At 28.3% G+C, this 25,616-nt stretch carries 26 protein-coding genes; 15 read left to right on the top strand and 11 right to left on the bottom strand.

The window, feature by feature from the left end; all coding sequences use genetic code 11:
- Positions 1 to 4: 4 nt before the first annotated feature.
- From CARM_RS05190 to CARM_RS05135, 12 genes are all read left to right on the top strand, one after another.
- The gene (locus CARM_RS05190) at positions 5 to 724 is read left to right on the top strand and encodes a zinc ribbon domain-containing protein (protein WP_139425870.1); all 720 of its coding nucleotides are present in this window, start codon (positions 5 to 7) and stop codon (positions 722 to 724) included.
- Positions 721 to 1,905: a lipid IV(A) 3-deoxy-D-manno-octulosonic acid transferase gene (gene waaA / locus CARM_RS05185; RefSeq protein WP_139425872.1), complete on the top strand. Its 1,185-nt coding sequence runs from the start codon at positions 721 to 723 to the stop codon at positions 1,903 to 1,905. The genes CARM_RS05190 and waaA overlap by 4 nt, the downstream gene beginning before the upstream one ends.
- Complete coding sequence (locus CARM_RS05180) at positions 1,886 to 2,638, top strand: pseudouridine synthase family protein (protein ID WP_139425874.1); 753 nt, start codon at positions 1,886 to 1,888, stop codon at positions 2,636 to 2,638. Before waaA ends, CARM_RS05180 begins: the two co-directional genes overlap by 20 nt.
- 62 nt (positions 2,639 to 2,700) lie before the next feature.
- The gene (ffh, locus tag CARM_RS05175; RefSeq protein ID WP_139425876.1) at positions 2,701 to 4,038 is read left to right on the top strand and encodes a signal recognition particle protein; all 1,338 of its coding nucleotides are present in this window, start codon (positions 2,701 to 2,703) and stop codon (positions 4,036 to 4,038) included.
- Between the two features lie 71 nt (positions 4,039 to 4,109).
- Positions 4,110 to 4,337, top strand: coding sequence for a 30S ribosomal protein S16 (rpsP, locus tag CARM_RS05170; protein ID WP_012661702.1), 228 nt, complete (start codon positions 4,110 to 4,112; stop codon positions 4,335 to 4,337).
- A gap of 2 nt (positions 4,338 to 4,339) precedes the next feature.
- Positions 4,340 to 4,585, top strand: a complete 246-nt coding sequence (locus CARM_RS05165; RefSeq protein WP_039641761.1) for a KH domain-containing protein — start codon at positions 4,340 to 4,342, stop codon at positions 4,583 to 4,585.
- Positions 4,575 to 5,099, top strand: a complete 525-nt coding sequence (gene rimM, locus CARM_RS05160) for a ribosome maturation factor RimM (protein WP_139425878.1) — start codon at positions 4,575 to 4,577, stop codon at positions 5,097 to 5,099. The genes CARM_RS05165 and rimM overlap by 11 nt, the downstream gene beginning before the upstream one ends.
- Positions 5,096 to 5,800 carry a tRNA (guanosine(37)-N1)-methyltransferase TrmD gene (gene trmD / locus CARM_RS05155; RefSeq protein WP_139425880.1) on the top strand — a complete coding sequence of 235 codons (705 nt, stop codon included), beginning with the start codon at positions 5,096 to 5,098 and terminating at the stop codon, positions 5,798 to 5,800. The genes rimM and trmD overlap by 4 nt, the downstream gene beginning before the upstream one ends.
- Positions 5,801 to 5,811: 11 nt before the next feature.
- Positions 5,812 to 6,168, top strand: coding sequence for a 50S ribosomal protein L19 (gene rplS, locus CARM_RS05150; protein ID WP_044598941.1), 357 nt, complete (start codon positions 5,812 to 5,814; stop codon positions 6,166 to 6,168).
- Between the two features lie 133 nt (positions 6,169 to 6,301).
- Positions 6,302 to 6,523: a cupin domain-containing protein gene (locus CARM_RS05145; RefSeq protein WP_236633243.1), complete on the top strand. Its 222-nt coding sequence runs from the start codon at positions 6,302 to 6,304 to the stop codon at positions 6,521 to 6,523.
- 52 nt (positions 6,524 to 6,575) lie between these two features.
- Positions 6,576 to 7,916, top strand: a complete 1,341-nt coding sequence (locus CARM_RS05140) for a class II 3-deoxy-7-phosphoheptulonate synthase (protein WP_139425883.1) — start codon at positions 6,576 to 6,578, stop codon at positions 7,914 to 7,916.
- Positions 7,910 to 8,239, top strand: coding sequence for a Spx/MgsR family RNA polymerase-binding regulatory protein (locus tag CARM_RS05135; protein ID WP_139425885.1), 330 nt, complete (start codon positions 7,910 to 7,912; stop codon positions 8,237 to 8,239). Before CARM_RS05140 ends, CARM_RS05135 begins: the two co-directional genes overlap by 7 nt.
- A 46-nt stretch (positions 8,240 to 8,285) precedes the next feature.
- Here the strand turns inward: CARM_RS05135 and CARM_RS05130 are convergent, their stop codons facing one another.
- The 11 genes from CARM_RS05130 to CARM_RS05080 all read right to left on the bottom strand — a co-directional run bounded on the left by CARM_RS05130 (position 8,286) and on the right by CARM_RS05080 (position 22,387).
- Positions 8,286 to 10,520 carry an autotransporter domain-containing protein gene (locus CARM_RS05130; protein ID WP_139425888.1) on the bottom strand — a complete coding sequence of 745 codons (2,235 nt, stop codon included), beginning with the start codon at positions 10,518 to 10,520 and terminating at the stop codon, positions 8,286 to 8,288.
- Between the two features lie 88 nt (positions 10,521 to 10,608).
- On the bottom strand, positions 10,609 to 13,623 hold the full coding sequence (locus CARM_RS05125; RefSeq protein ID WP_139425889.1) for an efflux RND transporter permease subunit: 3,015 nt from the start codon (positions 13,621 to 13,623) through the stop codon (positions 10,609 to 10,611).
- Between the two features lie 2 nt (positions 13,624 to 13,625).
- Complete coding sequence (locus CARM_RS05120) at positions 13,626 to 14,366, bottom strand: efflux RND transporter periplasmic adaptor subunit (protein ID WP_139425891.1); 741 nt, start codon at positions 14,364 to 14,366, stop codon at positions 13,626 to 13,628.
- Entirely contained in the window at positions 14,363 to 15,619 is a 1,257-nt protein-coding gene (locus CARM_RS05115) for a TolC family protein (RefSeq protein ID WP_139425893.1), read from the bottom strand. The genes CARM_RS05120 and CARM_RS05115 overlap by 4 nt, the downstream gene beginning before the upstream one ends.
- A 44-nt stretch (positions 15,620 to 15,663) precedes the next feature.
- On the bottom strand, positions 15,664 to 16,230 hold the full coding sequence (locus CARM_RS05110; RefSeq protein WP_167507511.1) for an anthranilate synthase component II: 567 nt from the start codon (positions 16,228 to 16,230) through the stop codon (positions 15,664 to 15,666).
- Entirely contained in the window at positions 16,227 to 16,379 is a 153-nt protein-coding gene (locus CARM_RS05105; RefSeq protein ID WP_161593798.1) for a hypothetical protein, read from the bottom strand. Before CARM_RS05105 ends, CARM_RS05110 begins: the two co-directional genes overlap by 4 nt.
- On the bottom strand, positions 16,357 to 16,497 hold the full coding sequence (locus CARM_RS05100) for a hypothetical protein (protein WP_161593797.1): 141 nt from the start codon (positions 16,495 to 16,497) through the stop codon (positions 16,357 to 16,359). The genes CARM_RS05105 and CARM_RS05100 overlap by 23 nt, the downstream gene beginning before the upstream one ends.
- A gap of 9 nt (positions 16,498 to 16,506) precedes the next feature.
- Positions 16,507 to 18,255 (bottom strand): bifunctional chorismate-binding protein/class IV aminotransferase, encoded by a 1,749-nt coding sequence (locus CARM_RS05095; RefSeq protein ID WP_139425897.1) that lies wholly within the window; start codon positions 18,253 to 18,255, stop codon positions 16,507 to 16,509.
- 8 nt (positions 18,256 to 18,263) lie between these two features.
- Complete coding sequence (locus tag CARM_RS05090; RefSeq protein ID WP_139425899.1) at positions 18,264 to 19,175, bottom strand: AEC family transporter; 912 nt, start codon at positions 19,173 to 19,175, stop codon at positions 18,264 to 18,266.
- A 19-nt stretch (positions 19,176 to 19,194) separates the two neighbouring features.
- On the bottom strand, positions 19,195 to 19,929 hold the full coding sequence (gene fliP / locus CARM_RS05085) for a flagellar type III secretion system pore protein FliP (RefSeq protein WP_139425901.1): 735 nt from the start codon (positions 19,927 to 19,929) through the stop codon (positions 19,195 to 19,197).
- 124 nt (positions 19,930 to 20,053) lie between these two features.
- Positions 20,054 to 22,387 (bottom strand): autotransporter outer membrane beta-barrel domain-containing protein, encoded by a 2,334-nt coding sequence (locus tag CARM_RS05080; RefSeq protein ID WP_139425903.1) that lies wholly within the window; start codon positions 22,385 to 22,387, stop codon positions 20,054 to 20,056.
- A gap of 159 nt (positions 22,388 to 22,546) precedes the next feature.
- On the opposite strand from CARM_RS05080, the gene glmU reads away from it, so the two are divergent.
- From glmU to CARM_RS05065, 3 genes are read left to right on the top strand one after another with little or no spacing between them, the layout of a single operon-like run.
- Positions 22,547 to 23,839 (top strand): bifunctional UDP-N-acetylglucosamine diphosphorylase/glucosamine-1-phosphate N-acetyltransferase GlmU, encoded by a 1,293-nt coding sequence (gene glmU, locus CARM_RS05075; RefSeq protein ID WP_139425905.1) that lies wholly within the window; start codon positions 22,547 to 22,549, stop codon positions 23,837 to 23,839.
- Positions 23,836 to 24,999: a bifunctional phosphopantothenoylcysteine decarboxylase/phosphopantothenate--cysteine ligase CoaBC gene (coaBC, locus tag CARM_RS05070; RefSeq protein WP_139425907.1), complete on the top strand. Its 1,164-nt coding sequence runs from the start codon at positions 23,836 to 23,838 to the stop codon at positions 24,997 to 24,999. The genes glmU and coaBC overlap by 4 nt, the downstream gene beginning before the upstream one ends.
- The gene (locus CARM_RS05065; RefSeq protein ID WP_167507494.1) at positions 24,996 to 25,616 is read left to right on the top strand and encodes a hypothetical protein; all 621 of its coding nucleotides are present in this window, start codon (positions 24,996 to 24,998) and stop codon (positions 25,614 to 25,616) included. The genes coaBC and CARM_RS05065 overlap by 4 nt, the downstream gene beginning before the upstream one ends.

The raw sequence follows: 25,616 nt of genomic DNA, 5'->3' as shown, positions 1-25,616 counted from the left end.
TTCAATGAATAAATATTTAGAACAACTTATAGCTTTATCACAAATAGATAAAGAATTAGATGGTTTCACTCATAGAGTAGATAATGCAACTAAAGATTTAAAAGAAAAAAGAGCATTGCTTGATAAAACAGAAGATGAAATTAATACTTTTGATAAAGATATAAAAGATTTGGAAAACCAAAAAAACCAAAATAATATCCATATAGCAGAATTTGGAACTAAAATTAAAGAATTGGCAAAAAAAAGTGCAGCAGTTAAAACTGAAAAAGAAGCAAATGCTTTAAAAATTGAAGAAGATATAGCCAAAGAACAGCTTGATGCAGCAAATGAAGAAATAGAAAGATTAGATAAAATATTAGAAAATAAAGAAAAATTTAAACAAGAATTGCAAACAAAAAGAACTGAGCTTGAAAATGAAGTGGATCAAATAGACGCACAAACCAAAGCAGTATTGGTGGATATTGAAAAAGAAAGATTAGAAATTTATGATAAAAAAGTAAAATTAGTGGGCGAGATAAACCAAAAAGTTCTAACTTTTTATGAAAAAATTAGAAAATGGGCTGGAAATAGTGCTGTAGTTCCAGTAAAAAAACATGCTTGCTATGGTTGTTTTATGAGAATTTATGATAAAACTTATTTAGCGGTTTTAAAAGGTGATGAGATTGTTACTTGTCCGCATTGTGGAAGAATTTTATTTAAAGAAAAAGAAGAAAATCAAAATTGATTTTTTTTTATTATATTTTTGCTGTGATGATATATATAATCACAGCACCTTTTTTGCTGGCTTTAAGTTTTTGCAAGGAAAAATATAAAAAATCTTTAAAATCAAGATTTTTTCTTTACAAAAATTTAAAGCAAAAGCAAGGTGATGTATATTTTCATGCTTGTTCTTTTGGTGAAATTAAAAGCATTTCTCCTTTGATAAAACTTTTTCCAACTTGTAAAATTTCAACTATTACTCAAACCGGTTTTAGCGAAGCTTTAAGATATTCTAAAAAAGTAAATTTTTTTCCATTTGAAATTTTCATACCTTTTTGGATGACTTCTTGTAAAGTTTTGGTTATTTTCGAGGCAGAACTTTGGCTTATGCTTGTTTTTATGGCTAAATTTTATAATGCAAAAGTGATTTTATTAAATGCTAGAATAAGTGATAAATCTTTAAAAAATTATAAGCGTTTTAGTTTTTTTTATCGTTTAGTTTTTAAATATATAGATGTTGTGTTTGCACAAAGCCAAAAAGATAAGCAAAGGCTAGAATGTTTGGGTGCTAGAAATGTTATTGCGTATAAAAATATTAAAGCAAATATAAGACAAGAGCAGGTGAAAAATTATTCAAAGCCTAAAGGCAGAATTATTGTATTTGCTAGCACGCATGAAAATGAAGAGCAATTATTGCTTAATGAAATTAAATTAGAAGAAAATGATAAATTAATTATTGCTCCAAGACATCCGGAGCGTTTTGGCGAGGTTGAAAGGGTTTTAAAAGATTTTTGTCAAAAAAATCACTATAATATGCAAAAATTTTCAGACTTTACTTTAAGCGAAAATGAATTTGTAATTTTTTTTAAGAGCAAATGTTTATTGCTAGATACTTTGGGTGAGCTTGAGAGTTTTTATAAAATTAGCGATGTGGTTTTCTTGTGTGGTTCTTTTGTGGAAAATATAGGTGGACATAACCCTATAGAAGCAGCTAGGTGGAATAATATTATTATTTCAGGAAAATATTATTTTAATCAAGAAAGTTTATATCAAGAAGTTGATGATTTATATATTTGTGAAAATGTAAAAGATATAAACAATTTTTTAAAGCAAAAGCTATTGCAAGCACGAGTTAAAGAACAAAATGATTTAAGTGAAATTATATTAAGTATAAAAGAAGGTTTAGATGCAAGAAAAAGCTTATAAATTACTTGCAATGCAAGAAAAAATTTCCAATAATACAGCAAAAAATCTAATTGATAAAGGCTGCGTTTTTGCTATGGGTAGAAAGGTTGTTATAGCTAGAGCTTTAATGAGCCCTAAAACAAGATTTGTTGTGCAAAAAATCAAGAAAGCGAAAATACTTTTTGAAGATGATAAAATCATAGCTTTAAACAAGCCTTATGGAGAGATCAGTGAGAATTTAGAAGGTGTTTATAATGCTAAATTAATTAACAGACTTGATAAAGAAACAAGTGGCGTGTTGCTTTTAAGTAAGGATGAGGAATTTAGACTAAGATGTATTCAAGAGTATAAAAAGCAAGATGTTTATAAAAGTTATTTAGCTATTGTTGATGGAGTGATTGCTGAGGAACTTGAAATTTGTGAAAAAATTTCTACAATAAAAAATAAAAACGGTGCTTTTAGTAAAATTGATAAATTTGGTTTGGAAGCTCATACTCAAGTTATTCCTTTAATGGTAAATGCTAAAAAAACTTTAATTAAAGCGATTATAAAAACAGGTAGAACGCATCAAATTAGAGTACATTTAAATTATATTAAACATGGTATTATAGGCGATGAAAAATATGCAAAAATTAGCTCTTCTAGAATGTTTTTACACTCTTATGAAACGCATATTTTTGATTATCAATTTAAAGCCTTGCTTGATGAGAGCTTTAATGTTTATGGTTTTGAAATAAAAAATTTAAATTTTTAAAGGCGTTTAAAGCTAAAAGGGTTTATAATTTATACTTTTAATTTTAATAAAGGGAAAATAAAGTGTTTGAGATAGTTAGTGAGTCATTTAAATCCGCGGTTAATAAACTTCGTTTTGTTGATGATGAAAAAGCTTTAAAAAATGCTCTTGATACTTTAAAAAAAGCCCTTTTAAAAGCAGATGTACATCATAAAGTTACGAAAGAATTGCTTACTTTAGTAGAAAATGATGTTAAAACTAATGGCATAGGCCAAAAACAATTTTTAGACTCAATTAAGAAAAATTTAGAAGAAATTCTTAGTGTTAAAGGTAAAAATCAAGGTTTTGTGTTTGCTAGTAAGCCACCTACGGTTGTTTTGATGTGTGGTTTGCAAGGTGGTGGTAAAACTACCACTACGGTAAAAATTGCTAATTACTTAAAGCTAAGAAATAAAAAAGTACTAATTGCTGCATGTGACTTGCAAAGATTAGCTGCGGTAGAGCAATTAAGACAACTCACTCAAGCTAATGAGCTTGATTTGTTTTTCATAGAAAATGAAAGCAATCCTTTAAATGTAGCTAAACAAGCTTTAGAAAAAGCAAAAAATTCTATGTATGATGTTTTGCTTGTAGATACTGCTGGTCGCTTGGCTATTGATATTGCTTTAATGAATGAACTTAAAGAAGTAAAGACTATTTTAAATCCTGATGAAGTATTTTATGTAGCTGATGCTATGAGTGGTCAAGATGGTGTAAAAACAGCAAGTAGCTTTAATGAAGCTTTAGGAGTTACTGGAGTTATTTTAAGTAAATTTGATGCAGATACTAAAGGTGGTGTTGCGCTAGGTATAGCTAAACAAATTGGTGTGCCTTTAAGATTTATCGGTGTGGGTGAAAAAGTAGCCGATTTAGAAATTTTCATTCCTGATAGAATTGTTAATCGTATCATGGGTGAGGGTGATTTGGCAACTTTGGCTGAAAAAACAGCAGCTATTATAGATGAAAAAGAGGCTAAAATTTTAAATAAGAAAATTAAAAAAGGTGAATTTAACTTTAATGATTTTCTAAATCAAATGGAAAGTGTTAAAAAACTTGGTAGCATGAAATCAATCATTGGTATGATACCTGGTTTGTCATCTATGGCAGCAAATATTAAAGATATTGATTTAGATAATTCTAAAGAGATTGTTCATATCAAAGCAATGATTTCATCAATGACGCCAAAAGAAAGAGAAAATCCTGATTTGTTGAATAATGCAAGAAAACGTCGTATTGCAGAGGGTGCTGGTTTATCTCAAATGGAAGTCAATCGCTTTTTAAAGCAATTTGCTAATGCGGCTAAGTTAGCAAAGAAATTTTCAAATAAAAAAGGAATGGAAAATTTTATGAATATGTTACAACAGGCTAAAAGACCGCAATAATTAAAGCTTTTTTATGGATATATGAGTTAAAATATCTATAACAAAATTTTAATTTTTTTAGGAGTATTAAAATGACAGTAATCAGACTTACAAAAATGGGACGCAAAAAAAGACCATTTTATCGTATAGTTGTAACTGATAGTAGAAAAAGACGCGATGGTAGCTGGATAGAAAGCATTGGATATTACAATCCTATGGTTGAACCTGAGGTGGTAAAATTTGATGCTGAGCGTTTAGCTTATTGGAAAAGCGTAGGTGCTAAATTAAGCGATAGAGTAGCAGCTATTACAAGCAAATAAAAATGGTTGAAAATTTTTTAAGAGAATACGCAAAATTAATTGTCGATTTTCCTGAAAAAGTTGATATACAAAGACAAAATTTAGAAAATAATTTTGCTGAAATTATCATTTATGTCGATCCATCTGATACTGGTAAGTTGATCGGAAAAAATGGAAAATTAATCAACGCAATAAAAACAGTCATTATGGCTTATAAAGTTAAAGATGTAACCTCATATCGTATAACGGTAAAAGCTATTGAAGAATGATTTGGTCCAAGTTGCTAAACTTGGGAAAAGTGTTGGTTTAAAAGGTTATGTAAAGTTACATAATCTAAGTGATTTTTATGAGCAGTTTAAAATAGGTGCTAAATTTTTTGATAATCATCAAAAAATTTACACCATAAAAGCTTTTGATAAAATTAGATCTTTGGTTTTATTTGAAGGTTTTGAGAATGTTGAAGCGGCTAAAACCTTGACTAATATTATTCTTTTTCAAACTATTGAAGCTACAAAAGAAACTTGCAAATTAAAAAAAGATGAGTATTTTTATTTTGATATAATTGGATGTGATGTTATTGAAAATGAGCAAAAATTAGGTGTAGTTGAAGATATTTTAGAAAATGGAGCCGGGTTTTTATTTTATATAAAATGTGATGATAGATTGCAAACAAATATTAAAAACTTTTATATTCCTTATGTTGATAAATATATTCAAAAAATTGATATAGAAAATAAAAAAATATTTACACAATCTGCTTTGGATATTTTAGAAAATTCATGAAATATACTTTTGTAAGTTTATTCCCAAAGCTTATTGAGCCTTATTTTCAAACTTCTATTTTAGCAAGAGCGAAAGAAAAGAAGGTTTTAGAATTTGCTTTTGTTAATCCTAGAAATTTCACCACAAATAAGCATTTAAAAGTAGATGATTATAAAATAGGTGGAGGAGCGGGGCTTTTGTTACAGGCTCAGCCTTTATATGATTGTTTAATGTATATCAAAAAGCAAGATAAAAATGTGCATTTTATTTTTCTTTTGCCTTGTGCTAAGACTTTTAAGCAAGTTGATGCTAAAAGATTAAGTAAAAAAGATCATATTTGTTTTGTTAGTAGCAGATATGAAGGTTTAGATGAGCGTATCGTAGAAGAATTTGCTAATGAAATTTTTTCTATAGGCGATTTTATACTTACAGGTGGAGAGTTGGCTTCTTTGGTAATGTGCGATGCTATAAGTCGCAATATTAAAGGTGTGCTCGGTAATAACGAAAGTTTAAATGAAGAAAGTTTCGAAAATGACTTATTAGAAGCCCCGTCATTTTCTAAACCTTTTGTTTTTGAAAAAGAAAATAAAAAATTTTATGTGCCTTCAGAGTTTTTAAAGGGAAATCACGCTAAAATCACAGCTTTAAAAACTACTTTGGCGTCTTGCAAAACGAAATATTTTCGTCCTGATTTGTATCAAAAGCATGAACGCAAATTTTAAGGAATATCATTATGAAAAATAAATACATTGAGCAATTTGAACAAAAACAAATTGAAGGTAAAAATGTTCCAGAATTTCGTGCTGGAGATACTTTAAGACTTGCTATTCGCATTAAAGAAGGCGATAAAACAAGAATTCAAAATTTTGAAGGCATTTGTATAGCTCGTAGAGGTAATGGTGTAGATGAAACTTTTATAGTTCGTAAAATTGGTGCTAACAATGTTGGTGTTGAGAGAATTTTCCCTATTTATAGTGAAAGTTTAGAAAGTATTAGTGTATTAAGAAGAGGGCGTGTTCGTCGTGCTAGACTATTCTATCTAAGAGATAGAAGAGGTAAGGCTGCGCGTATTAAAGAACTAAAAAAATAATAGTGGAATTTAAAACCCAAATATATAAAGTAATTTCTTGGGAGCAAGAAATTCAAAATGGTATAAATGTATTTAAAAAATAGAAAATAATTATACTAAAGAAATCTGCATAAGTATGTCAAAAGATAGCTTTATGAAAGATCATAAAGCACCTTTTGATATTGTTATACAAATATTAAAAGGTTCTATCAATTTTGGGGTTTCAAATCAACAAATTTTACTTAAGACTTTAGATAGTATTAGCTTAAAAGCTAATGAAACTCATAATCTTTTAGCTCTAGAGGATTCTATAATCCGTTTGACTTTATATAAGCAAGATAGTTTTAGACGCATTGAAAATATTTTAAAATCTTAATTTAAGTCTTATTTTGTATAATTTTAGCTTACTAAAATGAGGAAGTTAAGCTATGAAATGGACGAAAAATTCTTGGAAAAGCTATAAAATTCAACAACAACCACAATATCCTAATGAAAATGAATTACAAGAAGTTGTTAAGAAGCTAGAAAAATTACCACCACTGGTTTTTGCAGGTGAAGTAGATAAATTAAAAAAATCTCTTGCTAAAGTTACAAATTCACAGGCTTTTTTGCTTCAAGGAGGGGATTGTGCGGAGAGCTTTGTAAATTTTGGTGCTGATAATATAAGAGATATGTTTAAAGTTATGCTTCAAATGGCTATAGTGCTAACTTTTGCAGGATCTTGCCCTATTGTTAAAGTGGGTCGTGTTGCAGGGCAGTTTGCAAAACCAAGAAGTAGTAATTTTGAAGAAATTAATGGAGTAAAACTCCCAAGTTATCGTGGTGATATTATAAATGGTTTTGAATTTAATGAAAAATCAAGAATAGCTGATCCTAAAAGAATGTTAGAAGCATATTATCAAAGTGCTACGACTTTAAATTTATTAAGAGCTTTTTCTAGAGGTGGTTTGGCAGATTTAAGAGTGGTGCATAAGTGGAATCTAGGTTTTTTAAAAAAAGCAGAGCTTGGTAAAAAATATGATGAACTTAGTGAAAAAATCACTCAAGCTTTAGCTTTTATGCAAGCTTGTGGTATCACAGATACGCCAAATCTTTCTCAAACAGCCTTTTATACTTCTCATGAAGCTTTGCTTTTGCCATATGAAGAAGCACTAACAAGAGTAGATAGTTTAAGTGGTGAAATTTATGATTGTTCAGCTCATATGCTTTGGATAGGCGAACGCACTAGAAATGCAGATGAAGCACATGTTCATTTTCTTAGCGGAGTAAAAAATCCTTTGGGTGTAAAAATTAGTGCTAATTATAATTTAGATGAGATTAAAAAGTTGGTAGGCATTTTAAATCCGCATAATGAAGCAGGAAGATTGAATTTTATCATTCGTATGGGGTGTGATAAGATAGCAAATTCTTTACCAAAACTATTTAAAGAATTAAAACATGAAGGTTTTAATATACTTTATAGTATTGATCCTATGCATGCAAATACGGTTAAATCGGGAAATTTTAAAACAAGAGAATTTAACAAGATTATGCAAGAAGTTCGTGCATTTTTTGAAATAGCAATGAGTGAAAAAGTCTATCCTGGTGGGGTGCATTTGGAAATGACAGGGCAAAATGTAACTGAATGCGTGGGAGGCTCTTTAAATATCACTCAAGAAGAACTATCTAAACGCTATGAAACACAATGCGACCCAAGATTAAACGCTGATCAAGCTTTAGAATTAGCGTTTTTGATAGCAGACTTAGTTAAAAAGGCGAGAAAATGTTAAAATTTTATGGTATAAAAAATTGTAATAGTGTTAAAAAAGCTATGGATTATTTTAATTCTAAGCAGATTGAATTTGAGTTTTTGGATATTAAAAAAATAGATGAAGAAACTTTGAATTTTTGGCTTAGCAAAAGAAGTGTTTTGGAGCTTGTAAATACAGCAGGTATGAGTGCTAGAAAAATAGGATTAAATAAAGAAAAACTCCAAAGTCTAAACCAAGATGAGATTAAAGCTATGATTTTACAGAGCCCAACGCTGATAAAACGCCCATTAATCGTAAAAGATGATGAAGTTTTTATAGCTAAAGAATATGAGAGTTTTTAAAATGCTAGAGTAAAAACTCTAGCATTTAAGGAGTTTCTCAAAATTTTTAGAATTTATATTTAAAACCTACTTGACCACTTACATAAGTTTCATTTTTACCATCTGTTTTGCCAGCTAATATTTGTTTAGCTCCAATACCTGCATTAAGGCTAAATTGTTCGTTAATATCTACATTACCACCTACAATGATTTGAGCGTAAGTTTTTTTCTTATCATCGCTTTTTACGCTAGGCAATGCTACTCCATTTAAACTTGCTATAAAATCATCTCCATTATTCATTATATATTGTTCTATTTTTGGAGTGATAAATAAATATGATTCTTCACTCATATATTTTCTAAGTTCAGTTCCTAGTTCTAATGAGATGGAGTTGTTGCTAGCGCTTTCTATATCTTTTCCAGCAATTCTGCTTTCACTATAGCTTGGAGTGTGTGCATAGTAGTAGTTTGCCCCAGCAAAAGGTTTGATAAATAAAGTATTATCACTAAAATCAAAAACATATCCCACATTAGCACTTAAGCCAAAGAATTTTCTAGTAAAATCAGCACTATTTGTTGTGTTAAATCCTCTATTTATAATATCTTGATCTGTAGGAGAAAATTGAGTGTAAGCTTTAACATTAACTTCAACTTTTGGACTTATATAGATATTAGAATAAGCACCAAATTGGAAATTATCTGATTTTTGTGTTAAAAGATTATCTTTTATTTCAGCGTTTGCATAAGTAAAATAAGCTCCAATAATAACATCATCGTTGATTTTTCTATCCATACCTATGGTAGCTCCATATAAAGCACCACTATCTCCATCTATGATATTTGCACCGCCTATTACATTGCCCCAAATACTGTTTTTATAATTATCTATATAATTTCCCATGTAATCATTGGCAGCAAATCTTATTTTAGATAGTTTCATAGCATAGTTTCCATAAGGATTATTCAACATAGCTACACGAGAACCTATAGATACATCATTAGAAACATTAATAGTTGAGTTTATGCCTGATGAGGCTTGATTTACATTTGAGATAGATTTAGCCGAATCTTTTATATCGTTTGCTATTTGCTCTCCGGCTTTGTCAAATTTGATACTACCTATTGCGTTAAAGTCTTTACCAAGTGCAAGTCCATCTAAAATTTTAGAAACAAAATCTTTATTAGAAGCTGAAACACTAGAATCGTTTTTAACATAATCATCATTAGAAATTTCTCCACTTCCAGCATTGTTAATCATTTCTTGAATTTGTGTTATTTGTTCTTCAATTTTTGCTATGGCTTCATCTATTTTTTCTATATTAGCACCTTCATCATCTTTGGCATCTTCTAAATCAGTTTTAATTAATTCTAGATATTTTTTATCGCTTTCTAAAACCATCTTGTTGTTATTTACATTTTCGTTTGCACCACCGCTAATTAAAAGCTTATTATCTTTAGTAGAAAGTTCATAATCAACAAAATCTTTTACATCCATAGCTCTTATAATGTCAGAATCAAGTCCTAAATCCTTATGGTTTATACCTGTAGCGCTTTCAAAACTTTTACTTATGTTTGCACTAGCTTTGTTTGAGCTTGTTATATCTTCATTAAATCCTTCGCTTGCACTCATGAAAATATAATTATTTAAAGCTAAGTCACCAAAACTTGTTGTCCCTATGGAAAAAGTCGAATTTGTGATATTTGCTTTGCCATTTACTTGAATGTGGTTTTGACTTTTATTGCCACCTATGGTAAATAGAGTAGATTTATCTGCTGTAAAATTTCCATTTACTTCAAGAGAGCCTTGAAATCCATGTCCATCGGCGATTAAAATAGCTGAAGATTTTATATCATCTAAAACACCATCTGCAGGATTAGATGAACCTTTTATGCTAAAATTTCCATTAACTATAGATTTTCCATCTAAGCTTTGGAATATCACATCTGTAGCTTCTGTTTTTTTGGCATTAATGGTATAGTTTGTTACATAACTAGCATCTTCAGAGGTATTCTTAAAAGTGAGATTATTAGAACCCATGTTTATACTTACTCTTGAGAGATCTTTAAATTCATCATTAACTATATCATTCGCTAAGTCTGCGTGAAAAAGATCTATGGTTAAATTATCATTAGTATGATCTGTTTTTAAATTGAAATTTCGTCCATCGTTTGTTTCAAAATATTGCTCCATGGTGCTATCATAGCCATTAATGGTGATTTCTTGTGTCAAGGCAGCACTGCTTAACAAAGCACTAATACCAACTCCCATTAAAACTTTACTTGTATGATAAGAAAGTTTCATTTGATTACTCCTTTAAATTTAAATTAAAAAAAGCATTATACCCCCCCCATAAATTTAAGTTTAAAGTAAATGAGAATTAAAAAAAAGTTTAAATTTTTTGTCTTTGGTAGATTTTTTTAATTTTTATATCTAAATTATAAGCAAATTTAAATAAAGCTGGCACTACTAAAAGTGTAAGTAAGGTTGAGCTAATAAGACCAAATATAATAGCAATGGCCATAGGAGAATTTCCCTCAAAGCCAGAACCTTTTGAAAGTGCTAGTGGAAGCATGGAAAAAATCATCGCAAAGGTTGTCATTAAAATGGCTCTTAAACGACTTTTTCCTGCATAAATTAGTGCTTTTTCTATATCCATGCCTTCATCGCATTTTTTATTAGCTACATCTACTAATAATATAGCATTTTTACCTACCATACCAAAAAGCAAAATGATAGCCACAAGCACAAATAAAGAAAAATGATTTCCTGTGATAAAAATTCCAAAACATGCTCCACCAAAAGCTAAAGGCATACTTATCATAATGATTAAAGGAAGTATTAAGCTTGAGTATAAAGAAGCAAGAATTAGATAAATTAAAACCATTCCTAAAGATATAGAAAATAAAAACCCACTAATAGTATCATCTAAAAAGTCTAAAAATCCAGAATAAGCAAAAGATAGATTGTTATTTCCTAAAATATAAGCTAAGTTGGACTCAAAAATTTTTCTTACTTCGCCTAAAGAAATGTTTTCTATGCTTGAAGTTAGTTTTATACTTGTGGTTTTGTTATGTCTGTTGATTAAGGAAAGATCTTTTTTGTATGAAAAATTTGCAATACTAGAAAGCTTTATGTTTTCATTGTATTGATTTTTAAGTTCTATTAGCTCAAGACTTGTTGGATTTTGCTTAAAAGATTTATCAAAACTAAGGATAATTTCATCTTTAAAATTTTTATAGTCCATATTTCCAACGCTTAAATTTCCAAAAGAATAAGCTAAAACATAGGCAAGTTCTTGAGGATTGATACCAAGTTTTGCTGCTTTTTCTTTATTGATAGTGATGGCTATTTCTTCTTTTAAATCTCCTTCATTATCATCTATGGCAACAAAACCTTCATGTTTTGAAAATACTTCTTTTGCTCTATCAATGGCTTGTTTTATCAGCTTTAAATCATCACCTAGAATTTGAATTTGCACAGGATCTTCTATACCTGCACCTTCTATTTTAGGGAGTTCTAAAACTTTTATTTTTAAATCTTTATATGGGTTTAATTTTTCTTGAAAAATACTTATAAGTTTGGGTTGTCTAAATTCTCTTTCATTTAAGGGTTTTAATTTTACATAAATTTTTGCTTTTTTGATTTCTTTTGCGTCGTTATATCCTATGAGTAAATATGCATAGGCAACACTTGAATCTTGCTTTATACTTTCATATACTTCTAAACTTTTTATTTTCATAGCTTCTAAAGATAAATCTTCTTTGCTTTCTAATAAAATTTGTATTTCACTATCTTCTTCTATAGGTAGAAAATCCAAACCTATTTTTGGAGCTAGGGAAAAGCATAAAATAATTATAATAATAGTTGATATGATGAATTTAATTTTATTAGCCAAAACTTTATAAAGTAAATTTTCATAAAAAAGATCAAGTTTTATAAATAAAAATTCACTTTTTTTATAAAATACACTTTCATTAGTGTTTAAAAATCTAGCACTCAAAGTAGGGATTAAAAACACACTTACAAGATAGCTTATAATCACCCCAGAAGCAACGCTAGTGGCTAATACATTAAAAAATAAACCAGGAATTGAATTCATATAAGCAATAGGTATAAACACACACAATAAAACAGCACTGATGCTTAAAACACTAAAGCCAATTTCTTTAATACCTTCAAAAGAAGCTTGTAAAGGAGGAAGATTTTTTGCCTTTTTAGCTATGCTTTCAATTATAACTATAGCATCATCTATAAAAATTCCTATACTTAAAGTTAAGGCTATGATAGTTAAGCGATTAATATCATAACCTAAAAGATTGATTAAGAAAAAACTAGAAATAATTGAAGTTGGCAAAACAATAAAAGCTAAAATAGTCGCACTGATATTTCTTAAAAATACATATACTATTAAAAGCGTTAAAACTACACCAAAAATCATATCAAAAATGACTTGATTTATATGTTTTAAAATATTTTGACTTTTATCATATACTATTTTGATTTCTATATCATCACCTGCTATTGTTTGCAGTGTTTTTAAAGAATTTTTGATATTTTCTATAACTTTTAAAGAGTTATAACCAGAAATTTTATTAAGCTCAAGTAACACACCATCTTTTGTATCAAGCATTGCAAATTGTTTTTGATCTTCTAAGCCATAACTAATATTTGCTATGTCTTTTAAAAATACTCCACTAAAAATGCGTATGTTTTTTAACTCTTCTAAGTTTTGTGCTTCAAAATATCCTTTTATAGCTAAATTATCTTTAGAATTTTCAAATTCACCTAAGTATTGTTTAAAATTATGACTTTGAATGATTTTGGCTACATCAAGTGCATTAATTTGGTATTTTTGTAAAGCATTAGGCAAGAGTTTGATTTGAACTTGTGGTTTTAAAAAGGCTATATCATTGATCGTTCCAACACCTGCAATTCTTTGCAAAAAGGGCTTTATATCATTGTCAATTTTTCGCATAAGTTTTAAATTATCACTAGAACTTAAAAATAACGATACAACAGATCCTGCATCAGGGGATATTTTTTCTAAGGTCGGTTTTGCTGGAAGAGTGATGGTGTTAAGTTTATCTCTAATGTCGTTTGCAGCTACTTCTAAATTTTTACCTAGTTCAAATTCAACAACCGAAATGGAAAAATTATTATAACTTGTAGAATTGATATTTTTTATCCCTTGTACATCTGAAATTGCATTTTCTATTTCTTTGGTTATTTTTGATTCTATGAATTTTAAATCTCCATTTGTGGTAGTAGTGATTTTAATCAAAGGAATATCTACTTTTGGATAAAGATTAATAGGCATACTAAAAATAGAAAAAGTACCAAAAATTACTAAAGCGATAAAAAACATTAAAACAGCAATAGGATTATTTATAGCAAAACGATACAAGATTAATCCTTAGTGATGATTTTTCCTTCTCCAAAAGAACCTGGAGTAAAGTTTAAAGCTTCAACCTCTGCATAAACTTTTCGCGTTTTTATATCTATACTTGGATAAATAAGAGTAATTTTACCTTGATATTCTTTTTCATTTGAATCTATTTTATAAATAAAAATATCATTGATTTTTACTTTATCTTTAAATTTTTCATCAAAACTTAAAAGCAATTTTACTTTTGGGTAAGAAAAAAAATCAAATAAAACATGAGAAATCCCTCTCGCACCATCTCCTATATCAATGTATTTATTAGAAATAATCCCATCATAAGGCGCTTTTAAGGTTTTTTTATCTATCAAGTCTTTATAGTATTGTATGTTTAAAAAAGCTTTTTGTTGCAAAGTTTGTGCTTTTTGAAATTCAAATAAAACATTTTCGTAGCTTTGTTTGTCTATTACTTCTTGAACCTTTTTAAATTTTTCCAAAGAGCTTTTAGTATGTTCTAGTGTAAGAGTGGCAAGTTTGTATTCATTTTGTGCTAATTTTAAAGCTATTTGCTCGCTTGTATCATCGAGTTTAAGTAAAATTTGATCTTTTTTTACTTTGTCATTAGTATTAGCATAAATAATTTTAACTATACCAGCATTTTGCAGGGATAATTTAGATTGATTTTGTGCAAGTACATCAAAACTAGCATAAATTTCTTCAGCTTTTAAAGCAAATAAGGAAAGTAAAATTAAAAATACAAATTTCATTCTAAAACCTTTGTTTTTATATCAACCCCAGCTGTAAAATAATATCTTACTTTTGTGATTTCATATTCGTTTTTAGCCAGTTCAAGCTGACTTTGACTTTTATATTTTAATTCTAATGCATTTAAGTATTCTACATATGAGCAAAGTCCTGCGTTGTATTTTTTCTCTATGGCTTCAAAAGCTAAATTAGCTGCATTAAAACTAGCTTTTAATGCTTTTATTTTGATTTTAGAAATTTTAATTTCTTGCAAAAGATTATCTAGTTCTATATCCACTTTTCTTTTGGTTTTTTCAAGTTCTAATTGAGTAATTTTGCTTGTGTATTTTTGAGCTTCTAGAGCTTTTTGATTAGCACCAAAATCAAAAATTTTCCATTCAAAAGCTATAAAAAAACGATTGCTTTGTCCATGTTCTTTTAAAAAATCTTCACTTGTTGTTTTTAACTCATAAGGTAATTTAGGATTATAATTCATATCATAAAAGCTAAAACTATTTTGTAGAAATATTTTTGGAAACAACTCAGCTTTAGCAGAATCTATTTTTAAATTTTCTAAATTTAATTTTTCTTGCATAAGAGCTATTTCATAGCTTTTATTTTTTTCTACGCTTGGCTCTTGTAAAATATTTTGAAAAGAAGGTATAAAATGTGTTTTACTAAGGTTATAAATTTCATTTTTTAATTCATGTAATTTTAATTCATTTTGAGCTAATTCATAAGAACTTAACTCATATTTTGCTCTAATACTTTCAAGCTCACTTTGGCTAGCAAGTCCAGCTTGATAAAAATTTTCCAAGCGTTTGAGTTGATTTTGCAAAGTGGTTTCTTTTTGTTTATAGCTTTTTATAATACTTTCTAAACTAAGATAATTAAAATATAAAACACTAGCATTAAGTGCTATATAATTTGCCATATTTTCTTTTTCAAGATGAGCAAGTTGTCTTAAGCTTTGCATACTTGCGATTTTTGCTTCTCTATTACCTCCATCAAAAAGTAAAAATTTCAGTGAAAGTGTGCTCATTAGGCTTTCTTGAGGTTCTATGATGAAACGATCTTTATTTGAGCCTAAATAAGAAACTCCCAAATGCAAACTTGGCAAATAAGCATTTTGAATACTTTCTTGCTCTAAGATACTTTTGGAAAATTGAAGTTGCTTTTGTAAATAACTTTCATTGTTTAAGCTTAAATCTATAAATTCTTTTAAATCATTAGCTAGTAAAAACAAGGGTAAGAAAAGCAAATATAAAATTTTCATTTTTAAACTTTTTGATTTATTATAAAAAATATAACTTAAAGTAATTATAAAGTAAGAAAATTTTTAAGTAATTTTTTACCATTTTGGCTAAGTATGGCTTCGGGGTGAAACTGAACTCCATAAATATTGTATTTTTTATGTTTTAAAGCCATGATGATACCATCCTTACTTTGTGCTAAAATTTCGCATTTTTTACCTATGTAGCTAACATAAAGAGAATGATATAAACAAATTTGAAAATTTTGTTCAAGTTGTTTAAAAAGTGGATTTGATTTGAATTTTATAGTTTTTACCTTGCCATGAGTTGGGTTTGGAAGTTTTGAAATTTTACCACCAAATGCATAAGCTATACATTGATGACCCAAGCAAATTCCAAGAATTTTTTTATTCTTTTTAAAGTATTTTATAGCTTTTAGGCTTAGTTTTGATTCTTTTGGAGAATTTGGACCTGGTGAGATTAAAAGGTGAGTAAAATTGTATTTTTCAAGTTTTTTGGGATTTTTAAATTTATCATTTTTTATGATTTTATAAGCAATATTTAATTCTTTTAAATAAAAGGCTATAGTGTAGGTAAAAGAATCGTAGTTGTCTATGATTAAAACTTTCATTATTGTCTAGCTTTGTGATTTGTCAGTCTTTTGAAATTGTTTTTGATAATTTGTGCTAATTTTTCGTATAGTTTATTTAATATATCACCATCTTTTAAAATATCATTGCTTTGGGTTTGAAACTCTGTTTTATGCCATATTTTTAGCTTCATTTGTGATGGTTGCTTCTGTATCACTTGAAGAATTTTGTATTTTATCATTTTGGAAAATATTTGCGTGTTGATTTGCACGATTTATCCTTTTTTGATGATATGTTTTAAAATCGCCCAAAAAATATTTTTATAAATACACCTTCTTCAATCCTCTTAAGGAATTAATAGCATAAATTTCTTTAGCATTTAAAAATTCATTTTTATTAATATCTTTTTCTTTAATAAGTTTGTGTTTTAAAAGCATTTGTCTATAAATGCCATTTAGGCAGTTTTTGGTGTATGGAGTAAAATACCCATCGTTTAATTTTATAATGATATTAGTTCTTGAGCCCTCACAAAGTAAATTTTCTTTATCAAAAAAAACTATATCATAGCAAATATTTTCTTTCCATAAATATGAATTTGCATCATATATACTACGCAAAGAGCTTTTATGGTGAGTTAAGGTATTTACTTTTAATATATCTTTACTTATAAGTATTTTTTTGCTGAGGTTTTCACTTATATTATTAAATTCAAATTCATAAAGACCATTTTTAAAGAGTTTTAATTTAATGGCCTTTGAACCTTTTTGAGTGAAATTACTTTTTGTAAAAAAATACTGATGATTAAAAACAAATTCATTAAAATTTTGTATAGATTTAAAATGAATTCTTTTATCTTTTTTGTTTATTGTGTTTTTGAATTCTTCTATCAAATTTTGGGTTTCAAAGCCAAAAAATTTGGCTGAATTTAAAAGCCTTGTTAAATGTTCTTTGAAAAATAAAATAGAATGATTTTTATAATACATTGTTTCAAATAAATAAAAATCAGGTTTTAAAATTTTACTTTTTAACTTTAATTCTTCAAATTCATCTTTCTTTTGTGAATCCCATACAAGCCCACTTCCTACACCATATCTTAAAAAATCATCATAATTTTTTTTCTCTAAAGTGCGTATAGCTACGCTAAATTTTGCATTTTTTTTATGAATTAATCCTATAGCCCCACAATAAATCCCGCGTTCTCTTTGTTCTAAATCTTGTATAAGTTTAATAGCTTCAAGTTTTGGAGCACCAGTGATAGAACCACATGGAAAAAGAGCTTTAAAAATTTTAAAATAATTTATATCTTTTTTTAATTTTCCACTAATTTTTGATATAAACTGGTGTAGAGTGGGATAGGTTTTCACTTGAAAGAGCTTGCAGTTTAAAGAATTCTTTTTTATTAATTTAGAAATATCATTACGCAACAAATCAACTATCATCACATTTTCGCTAATGGTTTTCTCATCTTGTTTTAAAAATTCTTTTAATTTTTCATCTTCTTTTGGGTTATTTGAGCGTTTTATTGTGCCTTTCATGGGTTTTGTGATGATTTTTTTATTTTTGATTTTAAAAAAAAGCTCAGGCGAAAAAGAAGCTAATTCTAAGAATTCATTTTTCATATAAGCTTTATAAGGGGTATTTTGTCTAGGATAAAGACTTAAAAAACTTTCATATATATTAAGATTTGATTGTAAGTGTAATTCTTGAGTAAGATTGATTTGGTAACTTTGTCCTTTGGCTATTGCTTGTTTAACTTTGTCAAAATTTACAAAATAGTTTTCTTGATTTAAATTTGATAAAAAGTTTGGATAAAAGTCTAAATTTGTTTCTTTATTTATAAAGATTTTTTTTGTTTTGAAAGCAAAAAAATATAAAAAAGGCTCTTTGCTTGTATAATTTTCATCTTCTAAGTATTTATAAAATTCATATCGAATATAACCTAAAAAATAATAATCATTTTTGCATTTTTCTATGATTTTGAAAGCTTTTTTACTTTCTTTTTGATTGTAAGCTTTAAGGGTAAAAGTAAGATCATTGTAAAGATATTTTCCAAAGATAGCAAATGTCATTTACATCCTTAGATTAAAAAATACACCCAAATAGGTAAAGAAATAAAGGCAAAGACTATTCCAAAAGCCACTGAACTCACAGCCAAATTTGTATCAAGTTTTGCTTTCATTATCATGGCTGCAACCATTGTCATAGTAGGCATTGCTGATTCAAGCAAGGCAATGATAGAGCTAGAATTTAGCTCAAAGTTTAAGAGTTTTAAAAGTGCTAAAAATATCAAAGGTGTGAGTATCATTTTGCCAAAAATGACTATTGAAGTAGCCTTATAAGAAGTTGTAATAGAGCTAAAACCCAAGTTTAATCCTATAGCAAATAAAGCTATGGGTGTAGCACTAGAACCCAACATACGCAAAGGTTCAAAAATAAATTCTGGAAGTTGGATTAGTTTAAAAACTATCCCTAAGATAAGTGCAACAAAGGGTGGAAAAGTAAAGATTTTTTTAAGATTTTGAAAAAAACTCGTTTTTTGCTCACTTGCTAAAGAGATGATAAAAGGTGCAAGCAGGGCTACTGGTAAAGAAGTAGCAAGAGCATCATAAAGAATAATTTCTCCTAAAAAATAAGATTGTTTGTAAATTCCCATTACGACAGGAATACCTACAAATAAAGTATTTCCAAAACTTGAAAGTAAAAAAATACTTACTAGAGTGCTTTTACTAAATTTAAAAAAGAAAGCTAAAATCGTGCAAAACAAAGCTGAAACAAGTGATGAAAACAAACCAATTAAAATAATCATTATCAAAGAAAAATCAAAATTTAAATGATAAGTTCTTTCAAAAATTAAACAAGGTAGAGCAAAAATGATAGCAAAGTCAAGAAAAGCCCTAGCTTGTTTTTGTTTTAAAATTTTAATTTTCTTAGCAAAATATCCACCAAAAAGTAAGCAAAATATACTAAATAACGATGAAAAAATAAACATATTTTTACTTTTAATATTTTTATGTTAAAAAGCTTTTGACTAAATTTTGAATGAGTAAGTTCCATCCATCTACTAGAACAAAAATAAGCAATTTAAAAGGCATAGAAATCATCACAGGTGGAAGCATCATCATACCCATAGACATTAATACAGAGCTTACAACCATATCAATAACCAAAAATGGCAAAAAGAGTAAAAATCCTATTTCAAAAGCAGTTTTTAACTCACTAATCATAAATGCAGGAACTAAAACCGTTAAAGGCACATCGTCTATGGTTTTTGGATTTTCTAAATTTCTAATTCTATAAAAAAGGGCTAAATCTTTTTCTCTAGTGTTTTTAAGCATAAAATCTTTAAAAGGCTTAACACCTTTGGCAAAAGCTTCTTCATAGCCTATTTGTTCAGCAATGTAGGGTTTTATACCTTCATTGTATGATTTTGTAGCAACAGGCTCCATTATGAAAAAAGTTAAAATCAAAGCTAGGGTAACTAAAATGGTATTTGGTGGCATAGTTTGAGTACCAAGAGCAGTTCTTAAAAAAGAAAATACCACTATAAGTCTTAAAAAAGAAGTCATTACAAAAACTATGGTAGGTGCAAGAGCTAATATAGTTAAAACTATAACTATGTTTAATGTTGTTACAAGCTGTTGAGGGCTATTTGGAGCACTAAGACTTAAATTCACGGTTGGTATGGTTGCTTCAGCACCAAAAAGAACCAAACTTGAAAAAAATAAAACCAGTAAAACCCTCAAAATTTTTCCTTAGTTAAAATCAAAAGCATTATTTTAGCAATTTTACTCTTAAAAAAATACTATATTTGACTAATTTTTAATGCTAGAGTAAAAACTCTAGCATTTAAGGAGTTTCTCAAAATTTTTAGAATTTATATTTAAAACCTACTTGACCGCTTACATAAGTTTCGTTTTTATTATCTGTTTTGCCAGCTAATATTTGTTTAGCTCCAATACCTGCATTAAGGCTAAATTGTTCGTTAATATCTACATTACCACCTACAATGATTTGAGCGTAAGTTTTTTTCTTATCATTGCCTTTGATGATAAAATTTGAATTTGAGCCAACAAATCCAGCCACATAATCATCTCCATTATTCATTATATATTGTTCTATTTTTGGAGTGATAAATAAATATGATTCTTCACTCATATATTTTCTAAATTCAGCACCTAGTTCTAAACTAATAGAATTATTTGTCATGCTTTGAACATCTTTTGCAAACATACCACTTTCTTTATAACTTGGAGTGTGTGCGTAGTAGTAATTTATACCAGCAAAAGGCTTGATAAATAATGATGAATTTGGATTAAAAATTCTACCAGCATTAGCACTTAAACCAAAAAATTTACTATTATAATCAGCATTACTAGAATCACTTAGCATTGTTACACTTTGATCTGTTGGAGAAATTTGTCCATAAGCTCTTAGATTAATTTCCCATTGATCGTTTGGATTGATTAAAGAATAAATACCAAATTGATAATTATCTGATTTTTGCTCCATAACACCATCTTTAATAGTTGAATCAGCATAAGTAAAGTAAATACCAAGCAAAGCATTATCGTTGATTTTTTTATCAGCACCTAGGGTAAATCCATATAAAGCACCGCTATCTCCATCTATGATATTTGCACCACCAAAAACATTTCCCCAAAAGCTATTGTTAAATGAAGAGTTTCCATAGTAATTATAAACATCACTTGCTAGTGCTGCTATATGGGTTGTAGCAAATTTTTCTACTAAAGCTTTATCTTGATAAGGATTTGAAAGTTTTGCTATTCTTGTTCCAATAGCTAGGTCATTTGCTACGCCTATGGAAGAATTAACAGAAGAATTTTGAGCATTATTTACTATAGCTTTTGCACTTGCATTTGTGTTTGTTGTGATTGTATTTAGATTTTTTCCTGTTGTATCTAAAGTAAGTGCTGCTATAGCATCATTGCTAAGTTTAGAATCTAAAATACTATTTAGCATATTTACAGCTAAATTTTTATTTTCTAAGCTAACATCTTTCATATTTTCAACTAAATCACTACCATCAAATTTTCCACCATTATCTTCTATATCTTGGATTTGTTGTTCTAATTTTTCAATTTGTTCTTGTAGTTCTTTTTCTGCTTGAGCTATGGCCTCAAGCATAGCTTCATCTCCGATATATCCTGGTTTTTGGTAAGAATTTTGATTATATTCTTCATCGTATTCTATGCTATTTTTTATACCTTCAAAAGTATCTAAAGCTTCTTTTCTAATATCAATTTCAGATTTTAATATTTTTGATAAATCTCTTACATTTTCATTAGCACCACCGCTAATTAAAAGACTTTTGCCATCATTAGAAACACTAAGTTTATAGTCTGTAAATTGAGCTAAATCGGTATCTTCAAAAAATACATTTTTTGGTAGTAAATTGCTAGTTTCAAGCATGCTTGTTATATCTTTAGTATATAGTGCTGTTACTATGTTTTTATCTATATCTTGGTTAAAATTGCCTGTAGTTTTTATGGCTACATAGTTGTTTATACCTAAATTTGAAACACTATTTGTGCTTATGCCTATAGCTGAATCTTTTATATTCACATCTCCATCTACAAAGATTAAACCACCTTTTTTATTTGCATCATACATAGCAATAAAAGAATTATTTACATTTAAATTTCCTTGTATATTCATATAGCCATTTCTTTCGCCATATCCATTCCATACAAATAAACCAGGTCTATCAAGTTCTTCATCATGTATATTATCATTTGTTATAGGTGAGCTACCATTAAGTGTAACATTTCCTTTTATATTAAAAGCTTTATATGCTTCTAAGGTAGTTTTATCTTTATTTAGAATGATTTCTTTTGCTTCTAAATTAACACTATATAAATCATATTTTGCTTCATTAGTTGAAGTACTACCTACATCTATCCACTTATCTTCATCTCCAATAGTTAAAATACCATTTGTTTTGATATTAAATTCTTTTATAGGTTTATCATGGTTTTCTTTACCATAATATGCTTGAATACTTCCAGGTTGTATTTTTAATTCTATATTTTCTTTAGAATCTAAACTCCAAATTCCATCTTTATAATTGAAATAATCAGTAAAATTTCCATGATTTATTTCTTGTGCTAAGGTAGCACTACTTAATAAAGCACTAATGCTAACTCCCATTAAAACTTTACTTGTATAATAAGAAAGTTTCATTTGATTACTCCTTTAATTTTAAATTGAAAAAGGCATTATACCCCCCCCCATAAATTTAAGTTTAAAGTAAATGAAAATCTGTAAAAAACAAATAACAACTAGTAAGAATTTTTACTTTAGCTTGTTAAAATAAGCAATAATTTTTTATAAAGGTGTTTCATGAAAATTTCTGTGCTTATTTTGGCTGCTGGACTTGGTACGCGTATGAAATCACAAAATCCAAAAGTACTTCAAAAAATTTGCTCAAAAGCAATGATTTTACATATTTTAAAACAAGCATATAAAATTAGTGATGATGTATGTGTGGTGCTTTCTCATCAAAAAGAAAAAGTCGAACAAGTTGTTTTAGAGTATTTTCCAAATACACGCTTTTTAGAACAAGACTTGCAAAATTTTCCAGGTACTGCAGGAGCTTTAAGGGGTTATGAGAGTAAGCATGAAAAAGTTTTGATTTTGTGTGGTGATATGCCTTTAGTTAAAGCAAGTGATTTAGAAAAAATAGCTTTAAATGAAAGTGATTTTAATGTGGCAGTTTTTGAGGCAAAAGATCCAAAAAGCTATGGAAGAATAGTTTTAAAAGAAAATAAAATTCAAAAAATAGTAGAAACAAAAGATGCAAGCAAAGAAGAACTTGCTATAAACATTTGTAATAGTGGCGTTTATGCTATAAAAGCACAAATTTTAAAAGAAGTATTGCCTTTAATAAAAAATGATAATAAAGCTAAAGAGTATTATTTAACCGATGCGGTTTATTTAGCAAAAGAAAAGGGCTATGAAATCGATGCGGTGTTTGTAAATGAGCAAGATTTTATGGGGGTAAATGATAAAATTGAGCTTTGTCTAGCTCAAGATCTTATGCAAGAAGCGATTAAAAAAGAATGGATGAAGCAAGGAGTGATTTTTCATATGCCGACAACGACTTTTATTTCAGATGAGGTTGAGTTTGTAGGTGAGTGCGAAGTGTATGAAAGTGTGCGTATAGAAGGAAAATCAAAAATTATTAATTCTATCATTAAAAGCTCAAGTGTGATTGAAGATAGTATAGTAGAAAATAGCGATGTAGGGCCTTTAGCGCATTTGCGTCCAAAATGTCAGCTTAAAAATACCCATATAGGAAATTTCGTAGAATGTAAAAATGCTTTATTAAATGGAGTTAAAGCAGGGCATTTGAGTTATTTGGGTGATTGTGAGATAGATGAGGGGACTAATATAGGTTGTGGAACTATCACTTGTAATTATGATGGGGTTAAAAAGCATAAAACCAAAATAGGTAAAAATGTTTTTGTGGGTTCAGATACGCAATTTATCGCTCCGGTTGAGGTAAAAGATGAGGTAATCATCGCAGCAGGAAGCACGGTGTATAAAGATGTAGAAAAAGGTTCTTTGTATATTAATAGAGCAAAAGTTCAAATCGTGGAAGATTTTTACTATAAAAAACTAGGTAAAAAATGAAAACTATCTTACTAGCAGTAAGTGGAAGCATAGCCTTTTATAAAGCTTATGAGCTTATTTCTTTATTAAAAAAAGAAGGCTTTGGAGTTAAAGTTTTGCTAAGTCAGGGAGCTTTAAAATTTGGCACTAAGCTTAGCTTTGAAGCCTTAGTGGATGAAATTTTATGTGAAGAAAATGAAAGTTGGCAAAATACTAATAATCATATAGCTTTTAGTAAGACTTGTGATTGTGTGCTTTTTGCGCCTGCTAGTGTTAATTCTATCAATAAACTAAACTATGGTATAGCGGATAATTTATTCATTCAAACTTTAATAGCAGTAGATAAAAACAAGCCATTTTTAATCGCACCTGCTGCAAATACAAATATGTATTTACACTTTAGCACTCAAAATTCTTTAAAAAATTTAAAAGAGCAAGGCTATATTATCATTGATCCTGTGGTTAAAACTCTAGCTTGTAAAGATGAAGGTTTAGGAGCTTTGGCTGAACTTGATAGTATTGTTTATGCTTTAAAAAGAAGCTTAATGCTAGAAGACTTTTTTAAAGATAAAAGTTTTGTTATAAGTGGTGGTGGAACTAAAGAAAAAATCGACGATGTAAGATGTATTAGTAATTTTTCGAGTGGAAAAATGGCAAAAGCAATTGCGGATGCTTTGTATTTTTTAGGTGCTAAGGTAGTGTTGGTTAGTTCAGTAGAGTTTAAAACACCTTATAAATTAGAAAAATTTGAATCTTCTTTAGAATTAAAAGAAAAATTGCAAAAATACAAAGATTTTAATGCTTTGATTATGGCTGCTGCTGTGAGTGATTTTATTCCCAAAGCTTTTAAAGGTAAAATTAAAAAAAATGAGCATTTAAATGGACTTGATTTAAAATTAAAGCTTAATGAAGATATATTGAAAAATTTAGATTTTAAAGGTAAAAAAATAGGCTTTAAGATGGAATTTGACATGCAAAATGCTTTAGAAAATGCCAAAAAATCTTTGGTTGAAAAAAATCTAGATATGGTGTGCTTAAATATCTTAAATGAAAAAATGACTTTTGGAAGTGATGAAAATAGTATTTGTTTTATCACTAAAGATAGTATTTCTCAAAGTTTTAAACAAAACAAAGAAAAACTTGGTTTTATTTTAGCACAAGAATTAAGGAAACTTTGGTGAATATCATTAATTCCACCTTGCCTGTAAGAATGCAAATTTTAGAAAAAAAATCATATAATCGCTATGTGTTGCTTTTAAATACCAAAAAGCTTGAAACAAAAAGTATGATAGAGCTTGAAGTAGGGGAGGAGTATTTAGCTGAAGTTTATGAAGACAAAGGTGTGATTTCTTTTAAAAATCTTTTGAAAAAACCTAAAATTAGACTTTTTGAAGAAGGAGCAGATCTTATAGAAAAGCTTTTGCAAGAGGGTGATGAAAAAGCTTGGTATAAAAAATTCATCGCTCAAAAACTTATAGAAAGTAAAAGTGCATATGAATTTGAAATTTATAAAGAAATGTTTTTTGCTTTTTTTGAAGGAATTTATCATATACCTTTTGTTTATGAGGGAAATAGGGCTTTATTTGAAGCTAGGAAAAATGGAAATATTTTAGAAGTGTATTTGTATTTTGAAATTTTTGGCGCTTTAAAAATTATCATTGATAATGGTAAAATTACTCATATACAAACACCTTTTGTTAAAGTTGCGCAATTTTTAAATGAGTATTTTAAATTTGAAGTGGTTAAATCACTTAATCCTATGTTTGTTTTTAAAAGATTGATGGATATAAAGGGATAA

Source organism: Campylobacter armoricus, assembly GCF_013372105.1.
Lineage (GTDB): Bacteria > Campylobacterota > Campylobacteria > Campylobacterales > Campylobacteraceae > Campylobacter_D > Campylobacter_D armoricus.
The sequence above is the reverse complement of the archived record's forward strand: the minus strand, read 5'-3'. Positions and strand labels throughout refer to the sequence as shown.

Bases quoted from the DNA above. Each gene is read 5' to 3' on its own strand.
- CARM_RS05190 (WP_139425870.1), top strand. From the start codon at position 5: ATGAATAAATATTTAGAACAACTTATAGCTTTATCACAAATAGATAAA.
- CARM_RS05180 (WP_139425874.1), top strand. From the start codon at position 1,886: ATGCAAGAAAAAGCTTATAAATTACTTGCAATGCAAGAAAAAATTTCC.
- rpsP (WP_012661702.1), top strand. From the start codon at position 4,110: ATGACAGTAATCAGACTTACAAAAATGGGACGCAAAAAAAGACCATTT.
- CARM_RS05165 (WP_039641761.1), top strand. From the start codon at position 4,340: ATGGTTGAAAATTTTTTAAGAGAATACGCAAAATTAATTGTCGATTTT.
- trmD (WP_139425880.1), top strand. From the start codon at position 5,096: ATGAAATATACTTTTGTAAGTTTATTCCCAAAGCTTATTGAGCCTTAT.
- rplS (WP_044598941.1), top strand. From the start codon at position 5,812: ATGAAAAATAAATACATTGAGCAATTTGAACAAAAACAAATTGAAGGT.
- CARM_RS05145 (WP_236633243.1), top strand. From the start codon at position 6,302: ATGAAAGATCATAAAGCACCTTTTGATATTGTTATACAAATATTAAAA.
- CARM_RS05140 (WP_139425883.1), top strand. From the start codon at position 6,576: ATGAAATGGACGAAAAATTCTTGGAAAAGCTATAAAATTCAACAACAA.
- CARM_RS05135 (WP_139425885.1), top strand. From the start codon at position 7,910: ATGTTAAAATTTTATGGTATAAAAAATTGTAATAGTGTTAAAAAAGCT.
- CARM_RS05130 (WP_139425888.1), bottom strand. From the start codon at position 10,520: ATGAAACTTTCTTATCATACAAGTAAAGTTTTAATGGGAGTTGGTATT.
- CARM_RS05120 (WP_139425891.1), bottom strand. From the start codon at position 14,366: ATGAAATTTGTATTTTTAATTTTACTTTCCTTATTTGCTTTAAAAGCT.
- CARM_RS05115 (WP_139425893.1), bottom strand. From the start codon at position 15,619: ATGAAAATTTTATATTTGCTTTTCTTACCCTTGTTTTTACTAGCTAAT.
- CARM_RS05105 (WP_161593798.1), bottom strand. From the start codon at position 16,379: ATGAAGCTAAAAATATGGCATAAAACAGAGTTTCAAACCCAAAGCAAT.
- CARM_RS05095 (WP_139425897.1), bottom strand. From the start codon at position 18,255: ATGACATTTGCTATCTTTGGAAAATATCTTTACAATGATCTTACTTTT.
- CARM_RS05090 (WP_139425899.1), bottom strand. From the start codon at position 19,175: ATGTTTATTTTTTCATCGTTATTTAGTATATTTTGCTTACTTTTTGGT.
- CARM_RS05080 (WP_139425903.1), bottom strand. From the start codon at position 22,387: ATGAAACTTTCTTATTATACAAGTAAAGTTTTAATGGGAGTTAGCATT.
- glmU (WP_139425905.1), top strand. From the start codon at position 22,547: ATGAAAATTTCTGTGCTTATTTTGGCTGCTGGACTTGGTACGCGTATG.
- coaBC (WP_139425907.1), top strand. From the start codon at position 23,836: ATGAAAACTATCTTACTAGCAGTAAGTGGAAGCATAGCCTTTTATAAA.